Genomic DNA, 22,183 nt, shown 5'->3' on the forward strand with positions numbered 1-22,183 from the left:
CCAAGCAGCACAAGCGATGTTGTCCCAAGCAAACCAGCAGCCACAAGGCGTACTGCAATTGCTTCGTTAATAGAAAAAAAAGCCGAGTCCTATATAGGGCTCGGCTTTTTTTTTCAACTGTATCCCCTAACAATAAATGTAATTATATCCGATAAAGATATCATAAGAGCTTATTGTTATGAAGCTAAATCTCTATAAGAATCAGGGGGCGAATTATGAAGTTGTCTGTAGCATTATGCATGATAGTAAAAAATGAAGAAGATGTATTGGACCGCTGCCTAAATAGTGTGCGTGGCTGTGTAGATGAAATAATTATTGTTGATACAGGATCAACAGATAGTACATTAGCGATTGCACAAAAGTATACTTCTAAAATATATAACTATGTATGGAATAATGATTTTGCATCTGCTCGTAACTATTCATTGGAGCAGACTCAAGCAGATTATATTTTAATGTTGGATGCTGATGAGTATCTGGAAGAAAACACTGATCTACAATCTGAACTAAAAGGGCAAAAAGACTTTTATTTAAGCAAAATTAGAAACTTTATGAGCGATGGCAGAACATTCAGCCATTCAGCTATACGTTTATTCAAAAATGAATCCAGATTACGCTATAAGAATCGATTGCATGAGCATTTGGATATTGATCATATAGAGGCTCAATTAACTCGTGGTGAGACCAAATTCATTATCCAACATACTGGTTATACAAATGAAGCTATGATTGGAAAAAATAAGGATAATCGTAATTTGCCTATTATGCTGGCCGAAGTAAAGGAAAATCCGACAAGTTATAACTTGTATAACCTTGCTAAACTTTATATGAATTTTGGAGAATTTGAAAAGGCAGTAAAGTATTTTCAACAAGCGTATCCTGGCAGTAAAGATAAGATGTATCAGTCAGAGCTGTTAAGAAAATTAGCAGAGAGTCTATTGCAATTAGAACGTCCAGAAGAAGCATTAACTATTATGTATGATACTGTAAAAGTATATGCTGAGGATGCTACACTGATGCATATTTTAGGCAGAGCATACAAAGCATCTGGTTATTTAAAAGATGCTGAGTCAGCATGGCTTAAATGCCTCGAAATGAACGATGAAGGTGCTTTTTCCAATGAAGGTATAACGAGTTACGTATCACAATATCATCTTGCAGAGCTCTATCAGGAGCAGGGTGAACTTGAAAAGGCATATGAATATATTTTGAAAGCCCTACAGATAAAAAAAGACTTCGCTCCTATACTAAACAAGTATTTCGAAATAGCCTATCTTATAAATAAATCCAATGATGAAGTTAAAGCAGAATTAAGTTATATGTATAAAATAACTCAAACAAGTGAATTGCAGCTGTTGATGGATGTACTGTATACCATAAGCCATCCGCTATTACAAGATTATCTGACGCTGTACAAAATTGATGTGGGATTACAGATACAAGCAGTAGCACATCAAGCGTTTGGAGAATACGAATTGGCTCGAGATAAATGGAATCTATATTCAGGATCCAAGGCAGAAAATACGAATGATATTATTACATTATCATTTTTGCTGAAAGATGAAAGTCTGTTAGCAGATCTCAAAGATATTATTAATTTAGCAGAGAAAGAATATAAATTATTAAGAAAACTCCTAACAGAGAATTCGATCAGTATTCGTAATACTTCATCTCAATTCCAGCAACTCATAATCTCTATCTTTGACAAGTTTATTTATCTGAAAGAGTTTGATACTTTTCAAACTATACTCAATAAGTTAGAGAATCAGGAACTGCCATTCAAGACCCAACTAGGTAAATTGTTGTTCTATCATGGATACAATGAAGCAGCTATTGATCTTTTAGTACCTTTGTATTCACAAAAAAAGAGAGACGTAGACGTTAATCGTTTATTAGGCGATATCTGCTTAAATTCTGGATACATGGAAGATGGACAATTGTTTTACTTTAATCTCCTAGAAATAGCTCCAGTATATTCTTCTTATGAACGCGTTATTACATTGCTGCGAAGTACAGAAGATACAACCAAAGAGAAAGCTATCGTAGAAGAAGCTCAAAAGAAATTTCCTTTATCCGACTGGCTGATGAGCGAAGTAGACAAATAATATACGAGGTGAATAGAATGCACAAACCTAAAATATTGATTGGTAGTCCTATCAAACAAAAAAGTCATATACTCAAAGAGTTTTTGAAATCATTATCTGAAATAGATAAAGAAGAATTGGAAGTAAGCTATTTATTTGTAGATGATAATGATGAAGTGAAATCAAGTCAAATGCTGAATACATTCTCATTGGAGAATAAAAATGTAATCATTTATAAGAATGAAGAAGAACTTGAGCAAAACTACTTCAGAGATGATAATACTCATTACTGGAATGATCAATTAATTTGGAAAGTCGCAAAATTGAAGAACATGATGATTCAAATTACCAAAGAGTTTAATTATGATTATCTATTTTTAATTGATTCGGATATTGTTCTTAACCCGGTTACTATCAAACATCTGGTTAGTTTAAATAAAGAAGTTGTTTCTGAAGTGTTTTGGACAAAGTGGAAGCCTGGTTTTCCAGAACTGCCACAGGTATGGTTAGTGGATGAGTACGGTATGTTTTATAAAAATCGGAATGAGCAATTAACACATGAAGAAGCGGTTAGAAGAGAAAATGAGTTTGTAAACAAAATGAGAATTCCTGGTGTCTATGAAGTAGGAGGGCTCGGAGCTTGTACTTTAATTAGTAAGTCTGCGATCGAAAAAGGAGTAAGCTTCGATAAAATCAAAAACTTGAGTTTTTGGGGAGAAGATAGACACTTCTGTGTACGAGCAGCAGCAATCGGAATAGATCTGTTTGTGGATACTCATTATCCTGCTTATCATATTTACAGAGATGAAGATCTTGGCGGTATAGTGAAATTTAAACAACAAGCCTGCAAAGCAGATATTGCAAATGTACAGATTCAGGCAAAAGAAGTTGTACGTCTGGGTATGAAAGCTTTAGGTACTTATCATTATGATAGAGGGTATTCTTTACCTTGGGAGAATTATTTTTCAATTGATATGCGTAAACAACTGAATATAGAGATCGAATCGCAACAAGCACTGCATGCTACAGCTCATACCAAAGTAAATGCATTTGTAGAAAACTTGGAATACGCATCTTATGATGAAAAAACAAATAAGCACTATATTAAATTTACTTTGCATAATTATATACTTCAAAAAGGTGAACGTAGTGAATCTCATCTAACCTGTTATTGTGAAGTAATGGAGGAAGCTAAAAACTATAAAATCATGTCTTTTGAAGTGGTAGGAGAATATAAGGTTGCTGCTAGTTATAATGAGCATAAAAAGCCGGAAAAATTAACCTTATCCATGATTATAAAAAACGAAGCTGGACGTTTTCTGGAAGAAGTTCTTCAAGAACATTCGAATTATATTGATAGTGCAGTAATCATAGATGATGGTAGTACAGATCAAAGTATCGAAATATGCAAAAAAGTTTTATCCAATGGGAAATTAGTAATCATAGAAAATCCCATTTCCAAATTTAGTAATGAAGTTACACTTAGAAAACAGCAATGGCAGGCTACTCTTGAAGAGGAACCAGATTGGATTTTAAACTTAGATGCCGATGAGATTTTTGAAAAGAAATTCAGCAAGGAAATCCACTTTTTAATTCATCAAAAAGATTTTTCTACAATTAGTTTTCCACTTTATGATATGTGGGATAAGGAACACTATCGTGATGATGAATATTGGTTTGCTCATAAAACTCAAAGACCATTTTTAATTAAGTATGATGGCAATTATGATTATGAATGGTTAGAAGCTAAGCAGCATTGTGGTCGTTTCCCTAAAAATATTCTTGATATAGGTTCTAATGCGGTTTCGTCACTTAGACTCAAGCACTTGGGGTGGAGTAGACATGAAGAAAGAATTGACAAGTATAATCGTTATCAAATGTTAGATACAGAAAAAAATGATTTTACAACTAAACATTATGCATCAATATTGGATGAAAAACCCAATTTGTTACTTTGGCAAGAATAAAAGAGTAAAGATATCAAACAAGCATAGGAACGCTGATGAAATTCATCAACTGTTTCTATGCTTTGATCTTGATCAAATATATAAATAAGGAGCATAAAATGAAAAATGATTATAAAAGTTTATACAATATTGAACGACTAGTAGTTGATCTTAAGATCGTAATAGAAGATGTGCAAAAAAGCAAAGGTCTAATTAATGAAAATGAAAAATTAATAAATACTACCAATTTGGTAGTAGACGGGGTTGTTTTATTAAATAAGCTTATTGAAAAAGAGCTGATTAATAGTCACGATGATAAAATTATAAGTCTTATTAATGATATAGCTTACAACTTAGAAGAAATGATAGTCAATTATAATAATGATGTAGAAATTGAGGCTATCTTCAATACTTATGAGAAAGTTTTAAATCCATTGTTCGAAGAATTTAAGAATGCATTTTATGAATACAGTACTCAAATAACTAAAAAGAAAAATCTAGTCATTAGTGGAATAAACTATCTATCAGTTAATATCCATAAACTTATTAATACTGATAAATATAGAGTTGTTGCTTATTTGACGAATGATAATAACTATGTAGGACAAACGATAGAAGATATGCCAATACTAATAGAAGAAAATTTAAGTGCGTTACCATATCACTATATTATAAATACTGATAATTTGCATGTTACCACTAACCATCCTACTTTTGATTTGATAGCGTATATAAATTCCAATTATGATTATGAAATATATAAAGCATATGCAGAGTTAAAGGAATTAAAAGAAGAACTGGATGGATTCATTACAGGTCTTTCTTATGCTGAAGTAGCTTTCAACACTCAGGAATTGCAACCATTAAAAGTAGCAAATGTTGCTGTGTCTAGCCAGGATATTCGTCAAGATTATAATTGGGCAAAATTAATTACTGAAAATTATGCTTCTAATAAACTGAAATTTGCGATAATTGGTCTTAGTTACTATAGCTTCGAATACGACTTATCTAAAAGCAAAAGTAAAAAACATCGATTGCCAATGTATTCTTCTTTGTTCGAAAAGGACGATTTGTTTTCTATGCATACCGATCTACCTAGCGATGTTTTAATTGAAAATTTCTCGGAAAACCTGTTCTACCTTCTTAGAGAGAAAGATGATAATTGGTGGTATAAATATATTGCTGCGGTAATGGGAGACAAAGAAATAGAACAAGGAAGGGAAATTGCTGAAAGAGATAGTAACAAAAATTATCCTGAGACAGTAGAAAATAATTTCAATATCTTAAAGGAATATATTGAAATGCTCCAGAAGCATAATATACAGCCTATTCTTGTAGTTTGTCCTACAAGTGCTCATTATTACTCGCATTTTTCTAAACGTATTGAGACAGAGTTTCTTGAGAAAATCACAGACCTAAGAAACGTTTATAATATTGATTTTATAAATTTGTTTACCTCAGATTTATTTAATGATCAAGATTTTTATGATGTTTCGCATTTAAATGAAGCTGGAGCTAAAAAATTCACGAAATATGTATTAAATTATATTCAGGCTAATGAAGTGAATTAAGAAAATAAAACGTTAAGATAAAGGGGATTATGAGAATGAGAGGTACTTATATTGGGAATGGGAAAATGTTGGTATCACCTATATTTGGTGGGAAGCTTATAATACCTTCTCAAGATCTTAGTCTGAGTCCGGATTTAATAATTAGTGGAAGTTTGGAAGTAGCATTAACTAAATTTTTGGTGCAAAATGTAAAGCCAGAAAATGTAGTAGTTGATGTTGGTGCTAATATAGGCTATTTTTCTATACTGTTTGGCTACTTGGTAGGCTCCAATGGTAAAGTATATTCATTTGAAGCAAATAGAGAAATATATAAATATTTATTCGATAATTTATCTATAAATTATTTACATGACCGAACTTCTATATATAACAGTGCTGTTTATTCCAAAGCAACTTCGCTGTCTTTTTATGTATCGACAAAATTTATGGGGAATAGCTCTATCAATCCCCACAGTGATGAATATAAGAAAAATTATAATGATGAATTTGAAAAAGTAGAAGTAGATGCTATTGACTTGGACAGCATGTTTGATGATTTACAACAAATTGATTTTCTCAAAATAGATATAGAGGGTGGAGAGTATCAAGCCTTTATAGGAATGGAAAAGTTGATAATATCTAACAAAATAAAAGTCCTAATCTTTGAATTAAATAAAGGAATGCTTCAAAAAGACTGGGACCCTTTTGTAGAACTATTAATTGGCTTGCAAGACAATGGTAAACATTTTCATACTATTTCCGACGAAGGTGAGTTGTCTGTAGTTGATATAAGAATTCTTATTCAACAACAAGGATACCCCTATGTAGTAATGACTTAATGATTAAAAGATTGCTGTTTGGATTTAAAGTTTATTTATATTTTCTCTAAACCTAACTTCTGTATTAACCGATATAAATAATAAATAGCTTAGCGAAGGGTGGAATATCATGAATATCCAGTTTTCCTTCTCATCCAATAATACTTATACAGCTGCTCCGGCCCCAGCTCATCAGTCTTCTTCCGATTCCAAAACGGTTGAAGAACGTCTGGCAGCTACTACAAGTCTGAGTCAAATGCAGCAGCTTGAAAAGCAAGGAGCTGTACTGCCTGTCGGTGAAGAGGAATTGATGCGTCGATTGGATACTGCCTTTAAAACTCTTGCTGGTCCGGAAACCGCTCTTGAAGTAAGTATGCACAAAGATACTCACAGTATCATGGTAAAAGTACTAAACAAGGAAACTGGCGAAGTGATCAGAGAAGTGCCAAGAGAGAAAACTCTGGATCTGGTAGCTAACATGATGAAAATTGCCGGTATTTTGGTAGACAAAAAAGTATAAAGATAACGTATGCTTATGTACCAACGTGTCCTAGCCTCATGAAATAGCATCGAAATAAACTAAAATAAATACTATGAAGGAGGCTATTATATGTCCTACATGACATCAGCTTCATCTGTTCTGCGTGTAAGCGGCGGAGCATCTGGGATGGATACAGACAGTATTGTTAAGCAGCTTATGGCAGCTCAACGTATACCGTTGGATAAACTCAATCAAAATAAACAGGTACTGGAATGGAAACGTGATTCGTACCGCGAAATTAACAGTAAACTGGTTGACTTCCGGCAGAATAAATTATTCGAATTCAAAAAAAGTGAATCTTTAAACGCGCAAAAAGCAGTAGTAGCCGGCAATACAAGTGCAATGACAGCTACTGCAAATGCGGATGCCAGCGGAATCCCGATGAATGTTACGATTGGTCAATTAGCGACTAAAGCTACTGCTACTGGTGCTGCCCTTACTACTAATGCAGGGAATGGAAAGGTTACAACAGCGACTACTGTTGGACAATTAAGTGGTAACACAGATGATTACACGGTAAGTATTAATGGTGAAAATCTTACTTTTAAATCTACCGAGACCCTTTCTGCTGTAATATCCAAAATCAACAGTAATAGTAAAGCTGGTGCATCAGCAACATTTAATGAAGTTACAGGTCAATTTTCGATTAATGCTAAAGAATTTGGTGGCACATTAAATTTAGATAATGCAGATAGTGGCCAAAGTTTCCTGAGTTTGAGCAAAATTAGTGAAAGATATCCTAGTAATATTATTGATCCAGATGATCGAACAAAAGCTGAAGTAACAGTTAATGGAACCAGTCTTTCTTTTACAGGTGCAAAAGCTAAAGCAACCATTGATGGTACACCGCTAACCTTTAATAGCAATACAAACACGTTAAATGGGGTTACCATGAATTTTCTTGCTGTCTCAGGTTCAGCGGGAGCAACTAATATTACAACACAGACAGATACAACCAAAGTGGTTGATACCGTAAAAGCATTTGTTACTGCTTATAATGACTTGCTTAATACAATGAAAACAAAGACCGAAGAGTCCAAATACAAAGATTTTGCACCATTAACATCTGAACAAAAGAAATCGATGAGTGACGATGATATTACTGCTTGGACAACTAAAGCAAAAAGCGGAATGTTAAAAGGCGATGACATTCTGAAAACCGCTCTTCAGGATATGAGAAATGTCATTACATCAGCTCTTGGTCAGGTGCCTGGCGGTGTTAGTCTTCCAGATATGGGGATTACTACAGGTAGTTATAGCGAGGGTGGTAAGTTATATCTGGATGAAGAGAAACTCAAAAAAGCGGTCGCTAATAATCCTCAAGGTGTTATGACTACTCTAAAAGGTTCTGCTGCAGATACAAGTGGTGGGGTTTTCAATAAGCTGTATGACAAGTTAAATGAGACTGTAACTAAATTCTATGACCGAGCGGGTACATCCAAGCTGAGCACAGATGTGAATGCGGCCTTTAGTACAAAGAGTATTATGGCTAAAGAATTGACGGATTATAACACTCGAATTAATGCATTAACAAGCCGGTTAAACGATGTCGAGTCGCGCTATTACAAACAATTCAGTGCGATGGAAAGTGCTTTATCTAAGCTTAACTCCCAGTCGTCCAGTCTAGCAGGTTATCTAAAATCTTAATTTATCGGATATATAGGAGGACGCAAAAATGATTTCTTCCCCATATGAAAAATATCGTCAAAACGCAGTACAAACTTCTCCAGGTCAATTGCTGATCATGCTATATGATGGAGCTATCCGTTTTACACTTGCTGCAATTGATGGCATTAATCAAAAAGATTATGCAAAATCCAATACTAATTTCGGAAAAGCACAGGCTATCGTAAGTGAATTTCGTGCAAGTCTGGACCGTTCTTATGACGTAGCAGAAAACCTGGATCGTTTATATGAATACATGGGTTACCTGTTGATTCAAGCGAACATCAAAAAAGATGTAGCTTCGGCTGAAGAGGCTTTGGGATATCTCAAAGATTTACGTGAAACTTGGGTAGAAGCCAATAAATTGGCTCCTGCAGCTGTAAGCGAAGCGAAACATGGATAATCCAATTGCTGCATTAAGTAAGGTCACTGAACAAGTGACCCAGGGTATATTCCAATTATCTTATGAAGATATGGAAACATTCATAAGTGAGCGTGAAAGTCTTATTGCCAGCTTAAATGATTACTTTGAAGAACATCCCATTACATCAACAGATAAAGAACAAATTGAACATATATTGAGTTATGACGAGGTAATTAGCAGTCGCATGCATGAGTTGAAAAATGAAGCTGCTAATTGGCTTACACAACGCAGTGTAGCCAAATCACAACGGAGCGCCTATGAAATGAGTTATTCCGCAGATAGTATGCTGATGGATCGTAAAAAATAAAAAAGAACATCATTATCCTTTTAGGGTAATGGTGTTCTTTTTTATAACCTCTTCAAAACATTACAAGGAAAATTGTTTTAAAGGCTATAAAGCTGTTTATTTCACAAAATATGTGATATAAAAACGCTTTTAATTTATGTAATATAATTACAATAAAACCTTTTCTCTTCCAATTGACATTTTCCAACCAGAGATGGTATATTCAGAAATGTAAGCGAGATCTTACTTTATTTGATAACGAAGGGAATGTTATTGCATGCAAGGTAAAGTAAAATGGTTTAACGCAGAAAAAGGTTACGGCTTCATCGAGACAGACGAAGGCGGAGACGTATTTGTACACTTTTCCGCAATCCAGTCCGAAGGTTTTAAGACGCTTGAAGAAGGCCAATCTGTAGAATTCGACATCGTCGAAGGCGCGCGTGGACCTCAAGCAGCTAACGTTATCAAATTATAATCATCCCCTGGCACATGCCGACCTTACATAGGTAATTCCGATGGTTACATTTGAACAATTAGCTAAGACTCCGGTACATTCCGGGGTCTTTTTCTGTATATACTTCTTTAACTATTCGTGACGTCATAAATGCTGCAGGTCAAGCAAAAATCTGCCCCATATACCCGTTTTGGAGCGTATTCAATCTATGGAAAACAGGTTAAAAAGAAAGCAGAACCATCTATACCGACTGCCAATTTCCCTACAATATATGTACTCTGATGGATAGTTATAGACCTTCAATTGCATACATCATATCCATCTCATCGCAATAACGTTCTGGCTTGTAACGAGCTTAAGTAGACGCTGTAGCAGTCGGTCACTAATTTGTTATAAATTGCAGCTTCTTTCCTTTAACGCTCCTTTTACTTGCCGCTAACATCTATGTTATAATTCCCTAAAGGAGGAATGCTCTATGAATTTTGCTATTCGAGGTCAGCACTTTGAAGTCACAGATGCTATTAAAGATTATGTGGACAAAAAGCTCAACAGACTTGAAAGATATTTCGATTCACCTCCCGTATCCGACGGTATGGTTACACTGAGCTCCAATCGCGGACGCTTTACCGTTGAGGTTACGATTCCTCTCCCCGGTCTGCTGTTACGTGCGGAGGATCGCAGTGAAGATATGTACGCTTCCATCGACTCGGTTGTCGACAAGCTGGAACGTCAGATCCGCAAGCACAAAACCAAGCTAAACCGGAAGTTCCGTCAAAATGACGAAAATCTGAAAGCGTTCTTCGTAGAAGATCCAACTGCTGCTGCTCTGGCAGTAGACGAAGATGCAGACGTGGAAGTGGAAAGCGATGAGTTCGAAATCGTCCGTAACAAACGCTTCCTCCTGAAGCCGATGGACGTTGAAGAAGCGATTCTGCAAATGAATCTGATCGGGCATACGTTCTTCGTATTCTCGAACATTAACAGTCAGCAGGTCAACGTAGTCTATCGTCGTGACGATGGCAAATACGGCCTGATTGAACAAGAATAATATAAGCCTATGTAATGGAGCCTCGTCTAACTGGACGGGGCTTTTTGAATTCCCGATAATATCTGCTTGCCGCAAAATGAAACATGGCAGGAAAGCCCTGAAAAAAGTGCAATCCGGCGTAAAGTGGAGTATACTATATAGAGTGCAAAAAGCTGACGAATCCTGTCCGATGCCTTGCAGTCCCACGGCTCGGCAAGCTGGTGAAATCAAGGGATTTCGTTGAATGCTGGCTTTCACTGCACGCACACATAATGAAACATTTCTGCTTTTTATACGTATAAGTATACGCACTAGCATTTACAGTAATGAATATCATATGGATATCGTCAGGCGCGGGATATATTTATCCTGGGCCCTATTGAAATTTAGTGTGTTAAGCGTTTGTTATTTAAAACGCGATGTTTAATGAAAAGTGATTTTTGCATAGCAAAATATCTTACAATCAGCGCCAGACATTTTGGGCGCAATTTCCAATAAAATAGTCCATACAAAGCAAAATATTCCGCTTCAGCATTATATGATTTTGCTTCCGGAAATAGCTGATTTGTTGCGGCTTTTACCTGAAACTGGTACAATTTATTGCAACTGAGGTTATTGAATAATCCCCCGGAAGCGTCGTGTAATTTCCATTTATTCAATAATCCATCTCTGTTTAGCGCGAAAGGGGTTAACCATGCTAGGTATCGTTAAGAAAATCTTTGGTGACACAAATGAACGTGATGTTAAACGGATCATGAAGACGGTTGACATCATCAACAATATGGAAAAGGAATTTGAAGCACTTTCCCATGATGAACTGCAAGGGAAAACAGCAGAATTCCGCGAACGTCTGGAAAAAGGTGAAACGCTTGAACAGCTGCTTCCTGAAGCTTTCGCTACTGTACGTGAAGCTTCGAAACGTCAACTGGGCATGCGTCATTTTGATGTACAGCTGGTCGGTGGTATCGCTCTCCACGAAGGTAAGATTGCCGAGATGAGAACAGGTGAAGGTAAAACGCTGGTAGGTACACTGCCAGTCTACCTGAACGCACTCGAAGGTAAAGGCGCTCATGTCGTTACGGTCAATGACTATCTGGCCAAACGGGACAGCTTGCAAATGGGTCGCATCTACAACTATCTGGGTATGGAAGTTGGCGTCAACCTCAGCGGTATGAAGCATGAAGAGAAACAGGCGGCTTATGCCTGTGATATCACATACGGTACGAACAATGAGTTCGGATTTGACTATCTGCGTGACAACATGGTGCTCTACAAAGAACAGATGGTACAGCGTCCACTGCAATTCTGTATCATTGATGAAGTCGATTCCATCCTGATCGACGAAGCCCGTACACCATTGATCATCTCCGGTCAGGCACAGAAATCGACAGAACTGTATTTTGCAGCGGATCGTTTCGTGAAGAGTCTCAAAGCCGAAGATGACTACACAGTAGATATCAAAGTAAAATCCGTAGCACTGACTGAAGCGGGTGTTGAAAAAGCCGAGAACTTCTTTGGTGTGGAAAACCTGTATGATAACAGCAATGTAACAGTTAACCACCATGTCGTGCAGGCGCTCAAAGCCAATGCTATTATGCACCGTGACGTGGATTATGTCGTAGCTGACGGTGAAGTTCTGATCGTCGATGAATTCACCGGTCGTCTGATGGCTGGTCGTCGCTATAGCGATGGTCTGCATCAAGCGATTGAAGCCAAAGAAAACCTCGATGTGCAAAACGAAAGCATGACGCTGGCAACGATTACGTTCCAGAACTACTTCCGTATGTACAAAAAACTGGCAGGTATGACGGGTACAGCCAAAACCGAGGAAGAAGAGTTCAAAAAAATCTATGGTCTGGAAGTACTGCAGGTTCCTACTAACCGTGTTAACCAGCGTAAAGATGCTCCAGACGTTGTATACAAGAGCGTACAAAGCAAATTCCGTGCAGTAGTTGACGAAATCGTAATTCGCCACGAGAAGAATCAGCCGGTACTGGTTGGTACAGTCTCTATCGAGAACTCGGAGCTGCTGTCCGAAATGCTGAAACGCAAAGGCATCAAACACCAGGTACTGAATGCGAAATACCATGCGGAAGAAGCGGAAATCATTTCTCGTGCCGGTCAGCCGGGTACGGTAACGATCGCTACCAACATGGCAGGACGCGGTACGGATATTATCTTGGGTGAAGGCGTTGCGGAAGTAGGCGGTCTGCACATCATCGGTACAGAACGTCACGAATCCCGCCGGATCGATAACCAGCTGCGTGGTCGTGCCGGTCGTCAGGGTGATCCGGGTTCTACCCAGTTTTATCTATCTCTGGGTGATGAGCTGATGAAGCGTTTTGGTGCGGATAATGTTATGAACATGATGGAAAAACTGGGCTTTGAAGAAGATCAGCCAATCGAGAGCCGTATGATTACACGTGCCGTGGAATCTGCACAGCGCCGCGTCGAAGGCAGTAACTTTGATATGCGTAAAATCGTCCTGCAGTATGATGATGTTATGAACAAACAGCGTGAGATCATCTACAAACAGCGTCGTGAAGTACTGGAATCAGACAACATCCGCGAAGTTGTTTTGCAGATGATCAAACCTTGTATCGAGCGTGTGGTTGAGGTGCACTGTAATGATGATATTCCAGAGAACTGGGAACTTCAGGAAGTGGCTGATTATGTAAACAATAACTTCTTGCTCGAAAATGCAATCAGTGAATCCGAGCTGCATGAGCAGGAAAAAGAAGAGATGGTTAACTACCTCTTCGAACGTGTAGAACTGCGTTATCTGCAGCGTGAAAAAGAAATTGGCGAAGAAACGATCCGTGAATTCGAGAAAGTGGTTGTTCTGCGCGCGGTTGACCGTAAATGGATGGACCATATCGATGCGATGGAACAGCTTCGTCAAGGTATCCATCTTCGTGCATATGGCGGTACCGATCCGCTGCGTGAATACCAGTTTGAAGGATTTGAAATGTTCAATCAAATGGTGGCCGATATTCAGGAAGAAGTTGCCGGCTATGTGATGAGAGCGCAAATCCAGACGCAGCAGGAACGTCAGGCTGTTGTAGATACAAGCCAAGTCAGCACCAATAGCTCGGAATCGGCAGAAAAGCGTCCTTCCCGTGAAGAACGTCGCCGTAGACGTAAATAATTCAGGTAATCGAACCAAGCTGTACAAGATACCGAAAGACACTCACCATTATCGTGGGTGTCTTTTCTCGGATAAAGGAATCGCATACTAACGAAGAGGTGAATGTTCATGATCGAACCGAATGTAAAGCATGATCTGCGTGAAATGGCTCAAAAATTATCCAACCTTAGGGGGTCTCTTTGACTTAGATCTCAAAAACGAAATGATCGAAAACTTTGAAGTGAAAATGTCAGCTCCGGACTTCTGGGATGACAATGAATCGGCTCAGGCGGTCATTGCAGAGATGAATGCAGTCAAAGGATCGGTAGACCAGTATAACAAACTGCAGCAGGAATATGATGATATCAGTCTGATGGTTGAACTGGCAGACGAAGAGAATGACGAAGATCTGGCGAAGGAAGTAACTTCCGGCGTACAGGCTTTGGTCAAAAAGCTGGAAGAGTTCGAACTGCAGCTGCTGCTCAATGAACCGTACGACAAGCTTAATGCGATCCTGGAGCTTCATCCGGGTGCAGGCGGTACAGAGTCCCAGGACTGGGGTTCCATGCTGCTGCGCATGTATACACGCTGGGCGGAGAAGAGTGGATTCAAGGTAGAGGTCATGGATTATCTGCCAGGTGATGAAGCGGGAATCAAGAGCGTGACGCTGCTGATCAAGGGCTATAATGCCTACGGTTATCTGAAAGCAGAAAAAGGAGTACACCGTCTGGTGCGTATTTCTCCATTTGATTCTTCAGGCCGCCGTCATACGTCATTCGTATCCTGTGATGTGGTACCGGAGATTACGAACGATACCGAGATCGAGATCCGTACGGAAGATCTCAAAGTAGATACGTACCGTGCAAGCGGCGCCGGTGGTCAGCATATTAATACGACCGACTCTGCTGTCCGGATTACGCATTTACCATCCGGCGTTGTTGTGAGTTGTCAGACCGAACGTTCCCAGATCAAAAACCGTGAGCGTGCGATGACGATGCTGCGTTCCAAGTTGTATGAGCGCAAAATCGAGGAAGAACGTAAGCAGCTGGATGAAATCCGCGGTGAGCAATCCGAGATTGCCTGGGGTAGCCAGATTCGTTCGTATGTGTTCCACCCGTACAGCATGGTCAAAGACCACCGTACCCAGGTAGAGACCGGGAATATCGGAGCTGTGATGGACGGAGATCTGAATCCATTTATCGATGGATATCTTCGCAGCCAGCTGAAAATTGAAGTCGATCAGTAAAAGGATAAATATAGTGCAAATGGATTGATGATCAAAAGCGACCTTCATTTTTGTAGATGAAGGTCGCTTTTTTAGTTTGCATAATATGCGGATGGACAGCATAATAAGGCTGTTATACAGTTATACAGGGAGGGACTAATTACAATATAGTTGCGTGACTACTCAGTTATTCAGCCTAAGATTGCGTAGCTGCGTTGGCCCGCTCCCGGATTAAAGTATCACCTATTTGCCGTATGTTCTTTCAGAAATAAGTAATATGCACTACAATAAAACACGCGACAGGTATGTGTCTTCAATAGGAAGAGGCGATCTGTAAGGGTTGTTCGGCAACTGATGCAAATTTTATGGGGTATAGGTGAATGAATATATGATGACAACATCTTCTCAGACCAATGCACGCAGGCGGAAGCCGCCAATGATTCCACTGACAGGACCGCTGCGTAATAGCTGGGATGCGGCACTGATCGTAATTGGAGCATGTATCATGGCACTGGCATTTAATCTGTTTTTGCTGCCTAATCATATTGCTTCCGGCGGAGTAGCAGGGATCTCGATTATTGCTTCGGAGGTTATGGGGATTGAACCGGCGTATACACAGTGGGTCTTTAATATTCCACTGTTTGTGGCAGGGTATCTGCTGCTGGGGCATCAGGCGAGCATCCGGTCATTGCTGGGTACCATTGTACTGCCCATGTTTATTTATTTGACGCGCGATTTGCCAGCGCCTACCACCAATCCACTGCTGGGTGCACTGTATGGCGGGATCGGTGTGGGTATTGGTCTGGGAATTGTATTCCGCGGCCGGGGATCGACAGGCGGAATGGCGATTCTGGCGCAGATTATACACAAACTGACCGGATTTAGCATGTCTTTCTGTGTCATTTTGACAGATGGTACAGTTATTCTGCTGGCAGGCCTGCTGCTCAAGCCGGAACAGGCACTGTATGCGCTGATCGGTCTATTTGTAACGAGTAAAATGATTGATGCGGTGGAGCTGGGATTCAGTAACTCCAAAGTGGCTTATATCATCTCTGATGAGATTGAACCGATGCGTCTGGCGATTCTGAATGACCTGGATCGTGGACTCACCAAGCTGAACGCTCAGGGTGGATATACAGGCGACGACCGGACGGTATTCATGGTTGTTGTCGGGCAAAATGAAGCCAGTCGATTGAAAACTATTGTGCGAGCGGTCGATCCGGATGCGTTTGTCATTATTAGCAATGCGCATGAAGTACTGGGTAAAGGATTCAAGTTGCCTGGATGATCCTGCACAATATGTGGTGACCATCCAATGGCAGACAAGAGTAAATGGTTCAAAAGAGCAGGATGTACAGTACAGGTTACAATGAACAGGACAAATGAAATACAGGCTGAAAAGCAGTTATTTCAACGAAATACAAATAAAGATTCCATCATTGTGACAGCGATGCAATATTGTTAGCTGTTGGAATGAAATAAAAGCGTACAGACCGGTCATGAATAATCGGTTTGTACGCTTTTTTAATATATTTCTTGCAGAATAAGTAAAGTGAAAGAATCAACCATCGTTATATATATCATAGGATGAATATAAGATTTACATGATACAGAATTTTTAGATGATAGACTGCTATATTTAACCGAGCCGAATAGAATCGATCTGCGAGTTATGATGTTCTCTGGCAGGGATAAATGATATCTGGATCTTGTGATCATTGAGATGAACAGAAAGCTCATAATTGCCGGGAGGCAGCGTGATAATTTGTCCGGATACAACAGTCGGATCATCCGGCTGCAAATCTCCTCCAGTGATATCTTCCCCGGCGCCGATAAATATTTGCCCGGATGGAACATGTAGATGACAGCGCACCTGTGTATCCGTCAGTTGCTGAACAAGCTGAACGTCATAAGTACCATCTGTAGGTAGATGACATACAACTATATTTCCCTGATTTAGTTCGGCGAGTTCGTCTTCTGGAATTGTCCACCAGTCGGGCGTATCTGTGATCCGGTGATGAATCGCCTGCATATCGAATATTGCCAGAGCTGCAGTATCAGTTGAAAAAGAAAAAGAGGTATTTGTATCCGGTCTTTCGAATGTATTCATAAGGAACTCCTTCCACGATATGGATTGGATAATAATCAGGATCGAAATGAATTAAATAACGGTATGAATCGAATAAGCACATGAATATAAAGTGTTGATGAGCAACAGACGAAATGTAAAAAGTATTCGACTGATGTTGAAACGATGAATAAAGCAGAGTTACCTTTGACCCAAAGAATAATGTTCTACACGGGCAATGGCGAGCGATCTAAAATATGAAGGTAACATAATCTGTATAGTACTTCTGCTATTTTATCTGTTTGTGGTAATTGTATGCAATGACGGTTGTATTTATATTACATCGGATGTATAATAATACACATCTTATATTCGGGAATGCAAAGACGGACAGGGGGAAATGAGGGTGAATCCAGTTAAAACAAGAGTAGCTATCGTAGGTTCCACTGGCTATGGCGGAGTGGAACTGATTCGTTTTTTGCATCAACATCCGGAAGTGGAGATCACTTCGGTCATATCGGCTTCGAGCAGCGGCAAGCCGATGTCGGATCAGTTTCCTCATTTGATCGGTGTCATGGATATGGACCTGGACGGTGTAGATGCAGCGGAGACTGCACAAAAGGCAGATATCGTATTCCTGGCCACACCATCGGGCGTCAGCAGCAAGCTGGTTCCCCAGTATCTGGAGGCGGGTCTGAAAGTCATCGACCTGTCCGGTGATTATCGGATCAAGGACAGTAGCACCTACGAAGAGTGGTACAAGCATGATGCGCCGGATGCGGCCTCCCTGGAGGAAGCAGTATATGGGCTGTGCGAGCTCAAAGGCAATGATGTACACGGCAAACGTCTAATCTCCAATCCAGGTTGCTATCCGACAGCTACACTTCTGGGACTGCTGCCGGGTGTCGAAGCGGGCTGGCTGACGACGGACAGCATTATTATTGATGCCAAGTCGGGTGTGTCCGGTGCTGGACGCGGTACCAACCTGACATCGCATTATGCGGAGATGAACGAGAATTTCAAAGCCTACAAAGTTAATAAGCATCAGCATATCCCCGAGATTGAACAGGTACTTGGTGCAGCAGCCGGCAAGCCGGTAACTGTTACTTTTACCACTCATCTCGTACCGATGACACGGGGCATTATGAGCACCATGTATGGATCAACATCAGGCAATCATTCCGAAGAAGAATGGATTGAGCTGTATCGTGAGTATTACCGGGATCGTCCTTTTGTACGAATCCGTAAGCAAGGGCAGTGGCCTTCGACCAAGGAAGTGGCAGGTTCCAACTACTGCGATATCGGGTTTGCACTGGATGCACGTACCGGTCGAATCACAATTATTGCGGTCATTGATAACCTGGTCAAAGGAGCAGCCGGTCAGGCGATTCAGAATATGAACCGTATGATGGGCTGGGCCGAAAACACCGGATTGAATATGCTTCCGGTCTATCCATAACGATGGAGTAAAGGTCCAATAACTTAGCATCTTACTATTTGCATATTGAATGTATAACAATATACAGCATATACAGCACTTACGGGAAAGCGAGAGGAGTTATCATGTCACAATCATTGTTTGAGCTGGTTCCAAGTGGAACGATTGTTACTCCGCAGGGATTTCAGGCGGCAGGGCTACATTGCGGTCTAAAGAAAACAGAGCGTAATGATCTGGGTGTTATTGTATGCAGCGTACCGGCAGCGGCGGCTGCGGTGTATACGACCAATCTTTTTCAGGCAGCACCACTTCAGGTCACACGGCAGAGTCTGATGAATGGAACACTGCGTGCAGTAGTCGTAAATAGTGGCAATGCCAATGCCTGTACCGGTCAGCAGGGTGAGCAGGATGCCTATACCATGCGCTCACAGACTGCAAGCCAGCTGGGACTAGCGGAAGATGATGTGGCGGTAGCTTCTACCGGAGTCATCGGTGAACTGCTGAAAATGGACTGCGTGACCTCGGGAATTACACAGCTGCCAGTGGCAATTGGTAATCAACCGGAACATGCAGAAGAGTTCTGTCAGGCGATTCTGACAACCGATCTGGTAAAAAAGGAAATTTGTGTTGCTGTGCAGGTAAATGGTCGACAGGTACATATCGCAGGAGCCGCCAAAGGATCGGGCATGATTCATCCGAACATGGCAACGATGCTGGCATTTATGACAACCGATGCAGCGATCTCGGGAGAGCATCTGCAACAACTGTTGCGGACGACAACCGATCAGACATTTAACATGATTACCGTAGATGGTGATACCAGTACCAATGATATGCTGGTAGCGATGGCAAGCGGACTGGCTGGACATGAGGAACTGACTCCGGAACATCCGGATTGGGACGCTTTTGCAGCGGGATTCCGGCATGTATGCGAGCATCTGGCCAAATCGATAGCACGAGATGGCGAAGGGGCAACCAAGCTGGTGGAAGTTGTCGTGAACGGTGCTGTCAGTGATCTGTCTGCACGCGCGATTGCCAAGACTGTAATTGGGTCCAGCTTGGTGAAATCCGCCATGTTTGGAGCAGATGCCAACTGGGGACGGGTGATTGCAGCTGTCGGTCGTGCTGGTGAACCGGTGAATGTGGATACAGTCGATATTCGCCTCGGCGATATCGTAGTACTGACCGACTCCAGACCGGTACCTTTTGACGAAGAAGCGGCACTGAAGTATCTACAGGGCGATACCGTACAAATCGTTGTAGATCTGCATTATGGCGAAGGGCAGGCGCTGGCATGGGGCTGTGATCTGACCTATGATTATGTCCGCATCAATGCGGCCTACCGCACTTAACCGGAACAGGAGGACTCCATCATGAACGAAACAGCAGCAGACCGTACCTTTGTGATGAAGTGCGGTGGCAGTACACTGGCGGCACTGCCCGAATCTTTTTTTGAAGATCTGAGACATATTCAGGATTCGGGTATCACTCCTGTTATCGTACACGGCGGTGGACCGGCTATATCGGATAACCTGACCCGCCTGGGCATCGAGACGGAATTTGTCGGCGGGCTCCGCAAGACGACCGAGCAGGTACTGGATGTAGTGGAAATGGTTCTATCCGGCAGCATCAATAAGCAAATTGTCCGTCGTATTCAGGGCAGTCATGCCAAAGCGATCGGTATCTCCGGTGTCGATGGTGGACTGATTCAAGCGCGGCCAGTAAGCAATTCGGCAGAAGTTGGTCTGGTCGGTGATGTAACGTATGTGGAAGCCTCCATCATTCGGGCGATTGTCCAGCTTGGTTATATTCCAGTCATTGCACCGGTTGGAGCGGATGCCACCGGGCAGCGATATAATATCAATGCGGATACGGCAGCCGGAGCGGTTGCTTCGCATCTGGGTGTACCGCGAATGATCGTCGTCACCGATGTGCCGGGAATTATGCGCACGGTAGACGGCGAGAAGAAGGTACTGCCTCAGGTAACGATCAGCGAAATTGACGAGATGATTGCTACCGGTGAAATCTACGGTGGGATGATTCCCAAAGTAAAAGCAGCGATTGCTTGCATTCAGGGAGATGTACAGCAGGTCATTATTGTAGACGGCAGTGAACCACAGATACTCAGTCGAGTACTCCAGGGCGATCCCGTGGGGACACGTATTGTTCGTAAATAAACAATCATCAGCAGATGATTCCAATAGCAAACCAATTACGACAGCACCAACTACCAATTAGAGGAGCGTGATCCATATGGCTAATCCGGCAAACAACCAGCAGCAATCACAACCGAACGAGGAAAGTGCATTATTCCCGACGTATGCGCGATATCCGCTTGCTTTTGCAAAAGGACAAGGCAGCTACCTGTGGGACGTAAACGGTAAAAAGTATCTGGACTTTATGTGCGGACTGGGCGTAACCAATCTGGGTCATGCTCCGACAGCGGTAGCCGATAAGCTCAAACAGCAGCTGGATGAGTTGTGGCATACATCTAATCTGTTCGAAATTCCCAATCAGGAAAAAGCAGCACAGCTGCTGACTGCCATGACTTCCGGCGATGCTGTGTTCTTCTGTAACAGCGGCGCCGAAGCCAATGAAGCAGCGATCAAGCTGGCACGCAAATATCAGCAAAAGGTAAAAGGTGCAGAACGCTACGAAATCATTACCTTTAACCAATCATTCCATGGACGTACGCTGGCTACACTGACAGCGACCGGGCAAGACAAGGTCAAAGAAGGATTCCACCCTCTACCGGCTGGCTTTGTTACGGTACCGCTGAATGATCTGGAAGCACTCCAAACAGCTATCGGACCGCATACGGCAGCGGTAATGCTGGAAATGATCCAGGCGGAAGGCGGCGTACATCCGGCTAAAACGGAGTATGTACAGGCTGTAGCCGAATTGTGCAAGCAGCATGGACTGCTGCTCATCATCGATGAGATTCAGACGGGTATGGGGCGGACAGGGAAACTGCTTTCTTTTGAACATTACGGTATTGAACCGGATATTTTCACACTGGCGAAAGGACTGGCGAGCGGCTTCCCGGTTGGCGCGATGGTCGGCAAAGCGTATCTCAAAGAAGCGTTTACGGCAGGCAGTCATGGTTCTACCTTTGGCGGTACACCACTGGCAACTGCAGCAGTGATTGCGACGCTGGAGACGATGCAGGAACAGAATGTAGTCGAGCATGCAGCCCAAATGGGCGAGTATCTGATGCAGCAGCTGCATGACAAGCTATCCGGTCATTCCTTTGTCAAAGAAATCCGCGGCAAAGGTCTGATGATCGGGATCGAATGTACATCATCGGTGAACGAGATGATTATGGCTGGACAGGAAAAAGGACTGCTGTTCGTCAATGCAGGCCCAAATGTGATTCGTCTGCTGCCAAACCTGCTGATTACGAAGCAGGAGATTGATCAGGCGGTGCAGATTGTGAGCGATATTATTCATGAATATGCTCCGGTAGCCAGCGCATCCGGACCAAGCGGCGTATAAATAGTAAGACAGGGATCATATCCGACAAGGGGGAA

The 22,183-nt window shown here is 41.5% G+C and carries 20 protein-coding genes; 18 read left to right on the plus strand and 2 right to left on the minus strand.

Annotation, left to right across the window (positions count from 1 at the left end; genetic code table 11):
- The 11 genes from H065_RS28400 to hpf all read left to right on the plus strand — a co-directional run.
- Positions 1-198 (plus strand): hypothetical protein (locus H065_RS28400; RefSeq protein ID WP_036630656.1); only part of this gene is annotated, 198 nt, incomplete at its 5' end.
- 17 nt (positions 199-215) lie between these two features.
- Positions 216-2,105 carry a tetratricopeptide repeat-containing glycosyltransferase family 2 protein gene (locus tag H065_RS0123025; protein WP_017815462.1) on the plus strand — a complete coding sequence of 630 codons (1,890 nt, stop codon included), beginning with the start codon at positions 216-218 and terminating at the stop codon, positions 2,103-2,105.
- Between the two features lie 17 nt (positions 2,106-2,122).
- Positions 2,123-4,051, plus strand: a complete 1,929-nt coding sequence (locus H065_RS0123030; RefSeq protein WP_017815463.1) for a glycosyltransferase — start codon at positions 2,123-2,125, stop codon at positions 4,049-4,051.
- 98 nt (positions 4,052-4,149) lie between these two features.
- Positions 4,150-5,601 carry an SGNH/GDSL hydrolase family protein gene (locus H065_RS27240; protein WP_152425976.1) on the plus strand — a complete coding sequence of 484 codons (1,452 nt, stop codon included), beginning with the start codon at positions 4,150-4,152 and terminating at the stop codon, positions 5,599-5,601.
- 35 nt (positions 5,602-5,636) lie between these two features.
- A complete protein-coding gene (locus H065_RS0123040) occupies positions 5,637-6,419 on the plus strand; it encodes an FkbM family methyltransferase (RefSeq protein WP_017815465.1) in 783 nt (260 codons plus the stop codon).
- Between the two features lie 109 nt (positions 6,420-6,528).
- A complete protein-coding gene (locus tag H065_RS0123045) occupies positions 6,529-6,918 on the plus strand; it encodes a flagellar protein FlaG (RefSeq protein ID WP_017815466.1) in 390 nt (129 codons plus the stop codon).
- Positions 6,919-7,008: 90 nt separating this feature from the next.
- Positions 7,009-8,586, plus strand: a complete 1,578-nt coding sequence (fliD, locus tag H065_RS0123050; RefSeq protein ID WP_017815467.1) for a flagellar filament capping protein FliD — start codon at positions 7,009-7,011, stop codon at positions 8,584-8,586.
- Positions 8,587-8,614: 28 nt separating this feature from the next.
- Positions 8,615-9,007 (plus strand): flagellar export chaperone FliS, encoded by a 393-nt coding sequence (fliS, locus tag H065_RS0123055; RefSeq protein WP_017815468.1) that lies wholly within the window; start codon positions 8,615-8,617, stop codon positions 9,005-9,007.
- Positions 9,000-9,335, plus strand: coding sequence for a flagellar protein FliT (fliT, locus tag H065_RS0123060; protein WP_017815469.1), 336 nt, complete (start codon positions 9,000-9,002; stop codon positions 9,333-9,335). Before fliS ends, fliT begins: the two co-directional genes overlap by 8 nt.
- Positions 9,336-9,591: 256 nt before the next feature.
- Positions 9,592-9,789, plus strand: a complete 198-nt coding sequence (locus tag H065_RS0123065; RefSeq protein ID WP_017815470.1) for a cold-shock protein — start codon at positions 9,592-9,594, stop codon at positions 9,787-9,789.
- A gap of 454 nt (positions 9,790-10,243) precedes the next feature.
- A complete protein-coding gene (gene hpf / locus H065_RS0123070; RefSeq protein WP_017815471.1) occupies positions 10,244-10,816 on the plus strand; it encodes a ribosome hibernation-promoting factor, HPF/YfiA family in 573 nt (190 codons plus the stop codon).
- A gap of 365 nt (positions 10,817-11,181) precedes the next feature.
- Here hpf and H065_RS27750 read toward each other — a convergent pair whose 3' ends face one another.
- Positions 11,182-11,454, minus strand: coding sequence for a hypothetical protein (locus H065_RS27750; protein ID WP_152425977.1), 273 nt, complete (start codon positions 11,452-11,454; stop codon positions 11,182-11,184).
- A 35-nt stretch (positions 11,455-11,489) separates the two neighbouring features.
- Here H065_RS27750 and secA point away from each other — a divergent pair, with 35 nt between their 5' ends.
- From secA to H065_RS0123085, 3 genes are all read left to right on the plus strand, one after another.
- Positions 11,490-13,943 (plus strand): preprotein translocase subunit SecA, encoded by a 2,454-nt coding sequence (secA, locus tag H065_RS0123075; protein ID WP_017815472.1) that lies wholly within the window; start codon positions 11,490-11,492, stop codon positions 13,941-13,943.
- A gap of 108 nt (positions 13,944-14,051) precedes the next feature.
- Positions 14,052-15,168, plus strand: a protein-coding gene (gene prfB, locus H065_RS0123080) for a peptide chain release factor 2 (RefSeq protein WP_152425978.1) whose coding sequence is annotated in 2 segments (ribosomal slippage) — positions 14,052-14,123 and positions 14,125-15,168 — 1,116 coding nt in all. Because the reading frame shifts where the segments join, the coding sequence is not laid out codon by codon here.
- A gap of 367 nt (positions 15,169-15,535) precedes the next feature.
- Entirely contained in the window at positions 15,536-16,435 is a 900-nt protein-coding gene (locus H065_RS0123085; RefSeq protein WP_017815474.1) for a YitT family protein, read from the plus strand.
- 351 nt (positions 16,436-16,786) lie between these two features.
- Here H065_RS0123085 and H065_RS0123095 read toward each other — a convergent pair whose 3' ends face one another.
- Positions 16,787-17,257 (minus strand): DUF6386 family protein, encoded by a 471-nt coding sequence (locus H065_RS0123095; protein WP_017815476.1) that lies wholly within the window; start codon positions 17,255-17,257, stop codon positions 16,787-16,789.
- 358 nt (positions 17,258-17,615) lie between these two features.
- On the opposite strand from H065_RS0123095, the gene argC reads away from it, so the two are divergent.
- The 4 genes from argC (at position 17,616) to argD (ending at position 22,148) form a co-directional block, all read left to right on the plus strand.
- Positions 17,616-18,674 (plus strand): N-acetyl-gamma-glutamyl-phosphate reductase, encoded by a 1,059-nt coding sequence (argC, locus tag H065_RS0123100; RefSeq protein WP_036630660.1) that lies wholly within the window; start codon positions 17,616-17,618, stop codon positions 18,672-18,674.
- Between the two features lie 104 nt (positions 18,675-18,778).
- Positions 18,779-20,005: a bifunctional glutamate N-acetyltransferase/amino-acid acetyltransferase ArgJ gene (gene argJ, locus H065_RS0123105; RefSeq protein WP_017815478.1), complete on the plus strand. Its 1,227-nt coding sequence runs from the start codon at positions 18,779-18,781 to the stop codon at positions 20,003-20,005.
- A gap of 21 nt (positions 20,006-20,026) precedes the next feature.
- Positions 20,027-20,830, plus strand: coding sequence for an acetylglutamate kinase (argB, locus tag H065_RS0123110; RefSeq protein ID WP_017815479.1), 804 nt, complete (start codon positions 20,027-20,029; stop codon positions 20,828-20,830).
- 76 nt (positions 20,831-20,906) lie between these two features.
- Positions 20,907-22,148, plus strand: a complete 1,242-nt coding sequence (gene argD / locus H065_RS0123115) for an acetylornithine transaminase (protein ID WP_017815480.1) — start codon at positions 20,907-20,909, stop codon at positions 22,146-22,148.
- The last annotated feature ends 35 nt before the right edge of the window (positions 22,149-22,183 follow it).

The sequence above is a fragment of the Paenibacillus shenyangensis genome (genome assembly GCF_000346635.1).
GTDB lineage: Bacteria > Bacillota > Bacilli > Paenibacillales > Paenibacillaceae > Saccharibacillus > Saccharibacillus dauci.

Coding starts and splice junctions, on each gene's coding strand:
- H065_RS0123025 (WP_017815462.1), top strand. CDS start 216: ATGAAGTTGTCTGTAGCATTATGCATGATAGTAAAAAATGAAGAAGAT.
- H065_RS0123030 (WP_017815463.1), top strand. CDS start 2,123: ATGCACAAACCTAAAATATTGATTGGTAGTCCTATCAAACAAAAAAGT.
- H065_RS27240 (WP_152425976.1), top strand. CDS start 4,150: ATGAAAAATGATTATAAAAGTTTATACAATATTGAACGACTAGTAGTT.
- H065_RS0123040 (WP_017815465.1), top strand. CDS start 5,637: ATGAGAGGTACTTATATTGGGAATGGGAAAATGTTGGTATCACCTATA.
- H065_RS0123045 (WP_017815466.1), top strand. CDS start 6,529: ATGAATATCCAGTTTTCCTTCTCATCCAATAATACTTATACAGCTGCT.
- fliD (WP_017815467.1), top strand. CDS start 7,009: ATGTCCTACATGACATCAGCTTCATCTGTTCTGCGTGTAAGCGGCGGA.
- fliS (WP_017815468.1), top strand. CDS start 8,615: ATGATTTCTTCCCCATATGAAAAATATCGTCAAAACGCAGTACAAACT.
- fliT (WP_017815469.1), top strand. CDS start 9,000: ATGGATAATCCAATTGCTGCATTAAGTAAGGTCACTGAACAAGTGACC.
- H065_RS0123065 (WP_017815470.1), top strand. CDS start 9,592: ATGCAAGGTAAAGTAAAATGGTTTAACGCAGAAAAAGGTTACGGCTTC.
- hpf (WP_017815471.1), top strand. CDS start 10,244: ATGAATTTTGCTATTCGAGGTCAGCACTTTGAAGTCACAGATGCTATT.
- secA (WP_017815472.1), top strand. CDS start 11,490: ATGCTAGGTATCGTTAAGAAAATCTTTGGTGACACAAATGAACGTGAT.
- H065_RS0123085 (WP_017815474.1), top strand. CDS start 15,536: ATGATGACAACATCTTCTCAGACCAATGCACGCAGGCGGAAGCCGCCA.
- H065_RS0123095 (WP_017815476.1), bottom strand. CDS start 17,257: ATGAATACATTCGAAAGACCGGATACAAATACCTCTTTTTCTTTTTCA.
- argC (WP_036630660.1), top strand. CDS start 17,616: ATGAGGGTGAATCCAGTTAAAACAAGAGTAGCTATCGTAGGTTCCACT.
- argJ (WP_017815478.1), top strand. CDS start 18,779: ATGTCACAATCATTGTTTGAGCTGGTTCCAAGTGGAACGATTGTTACT.
- argB (WP_017815479.1), top strand. CDS start 20,027: ATGAACGAAACAGCAGCAGACCGTACCTTTGTGATGAAGTGCGGTGGC.
- argD (WP_017815480.1), top strand. CDS start 20,907: ATGGCTAATCCGGCAAACAACCAGCAGCAATCACAACCGAACGAGGAA.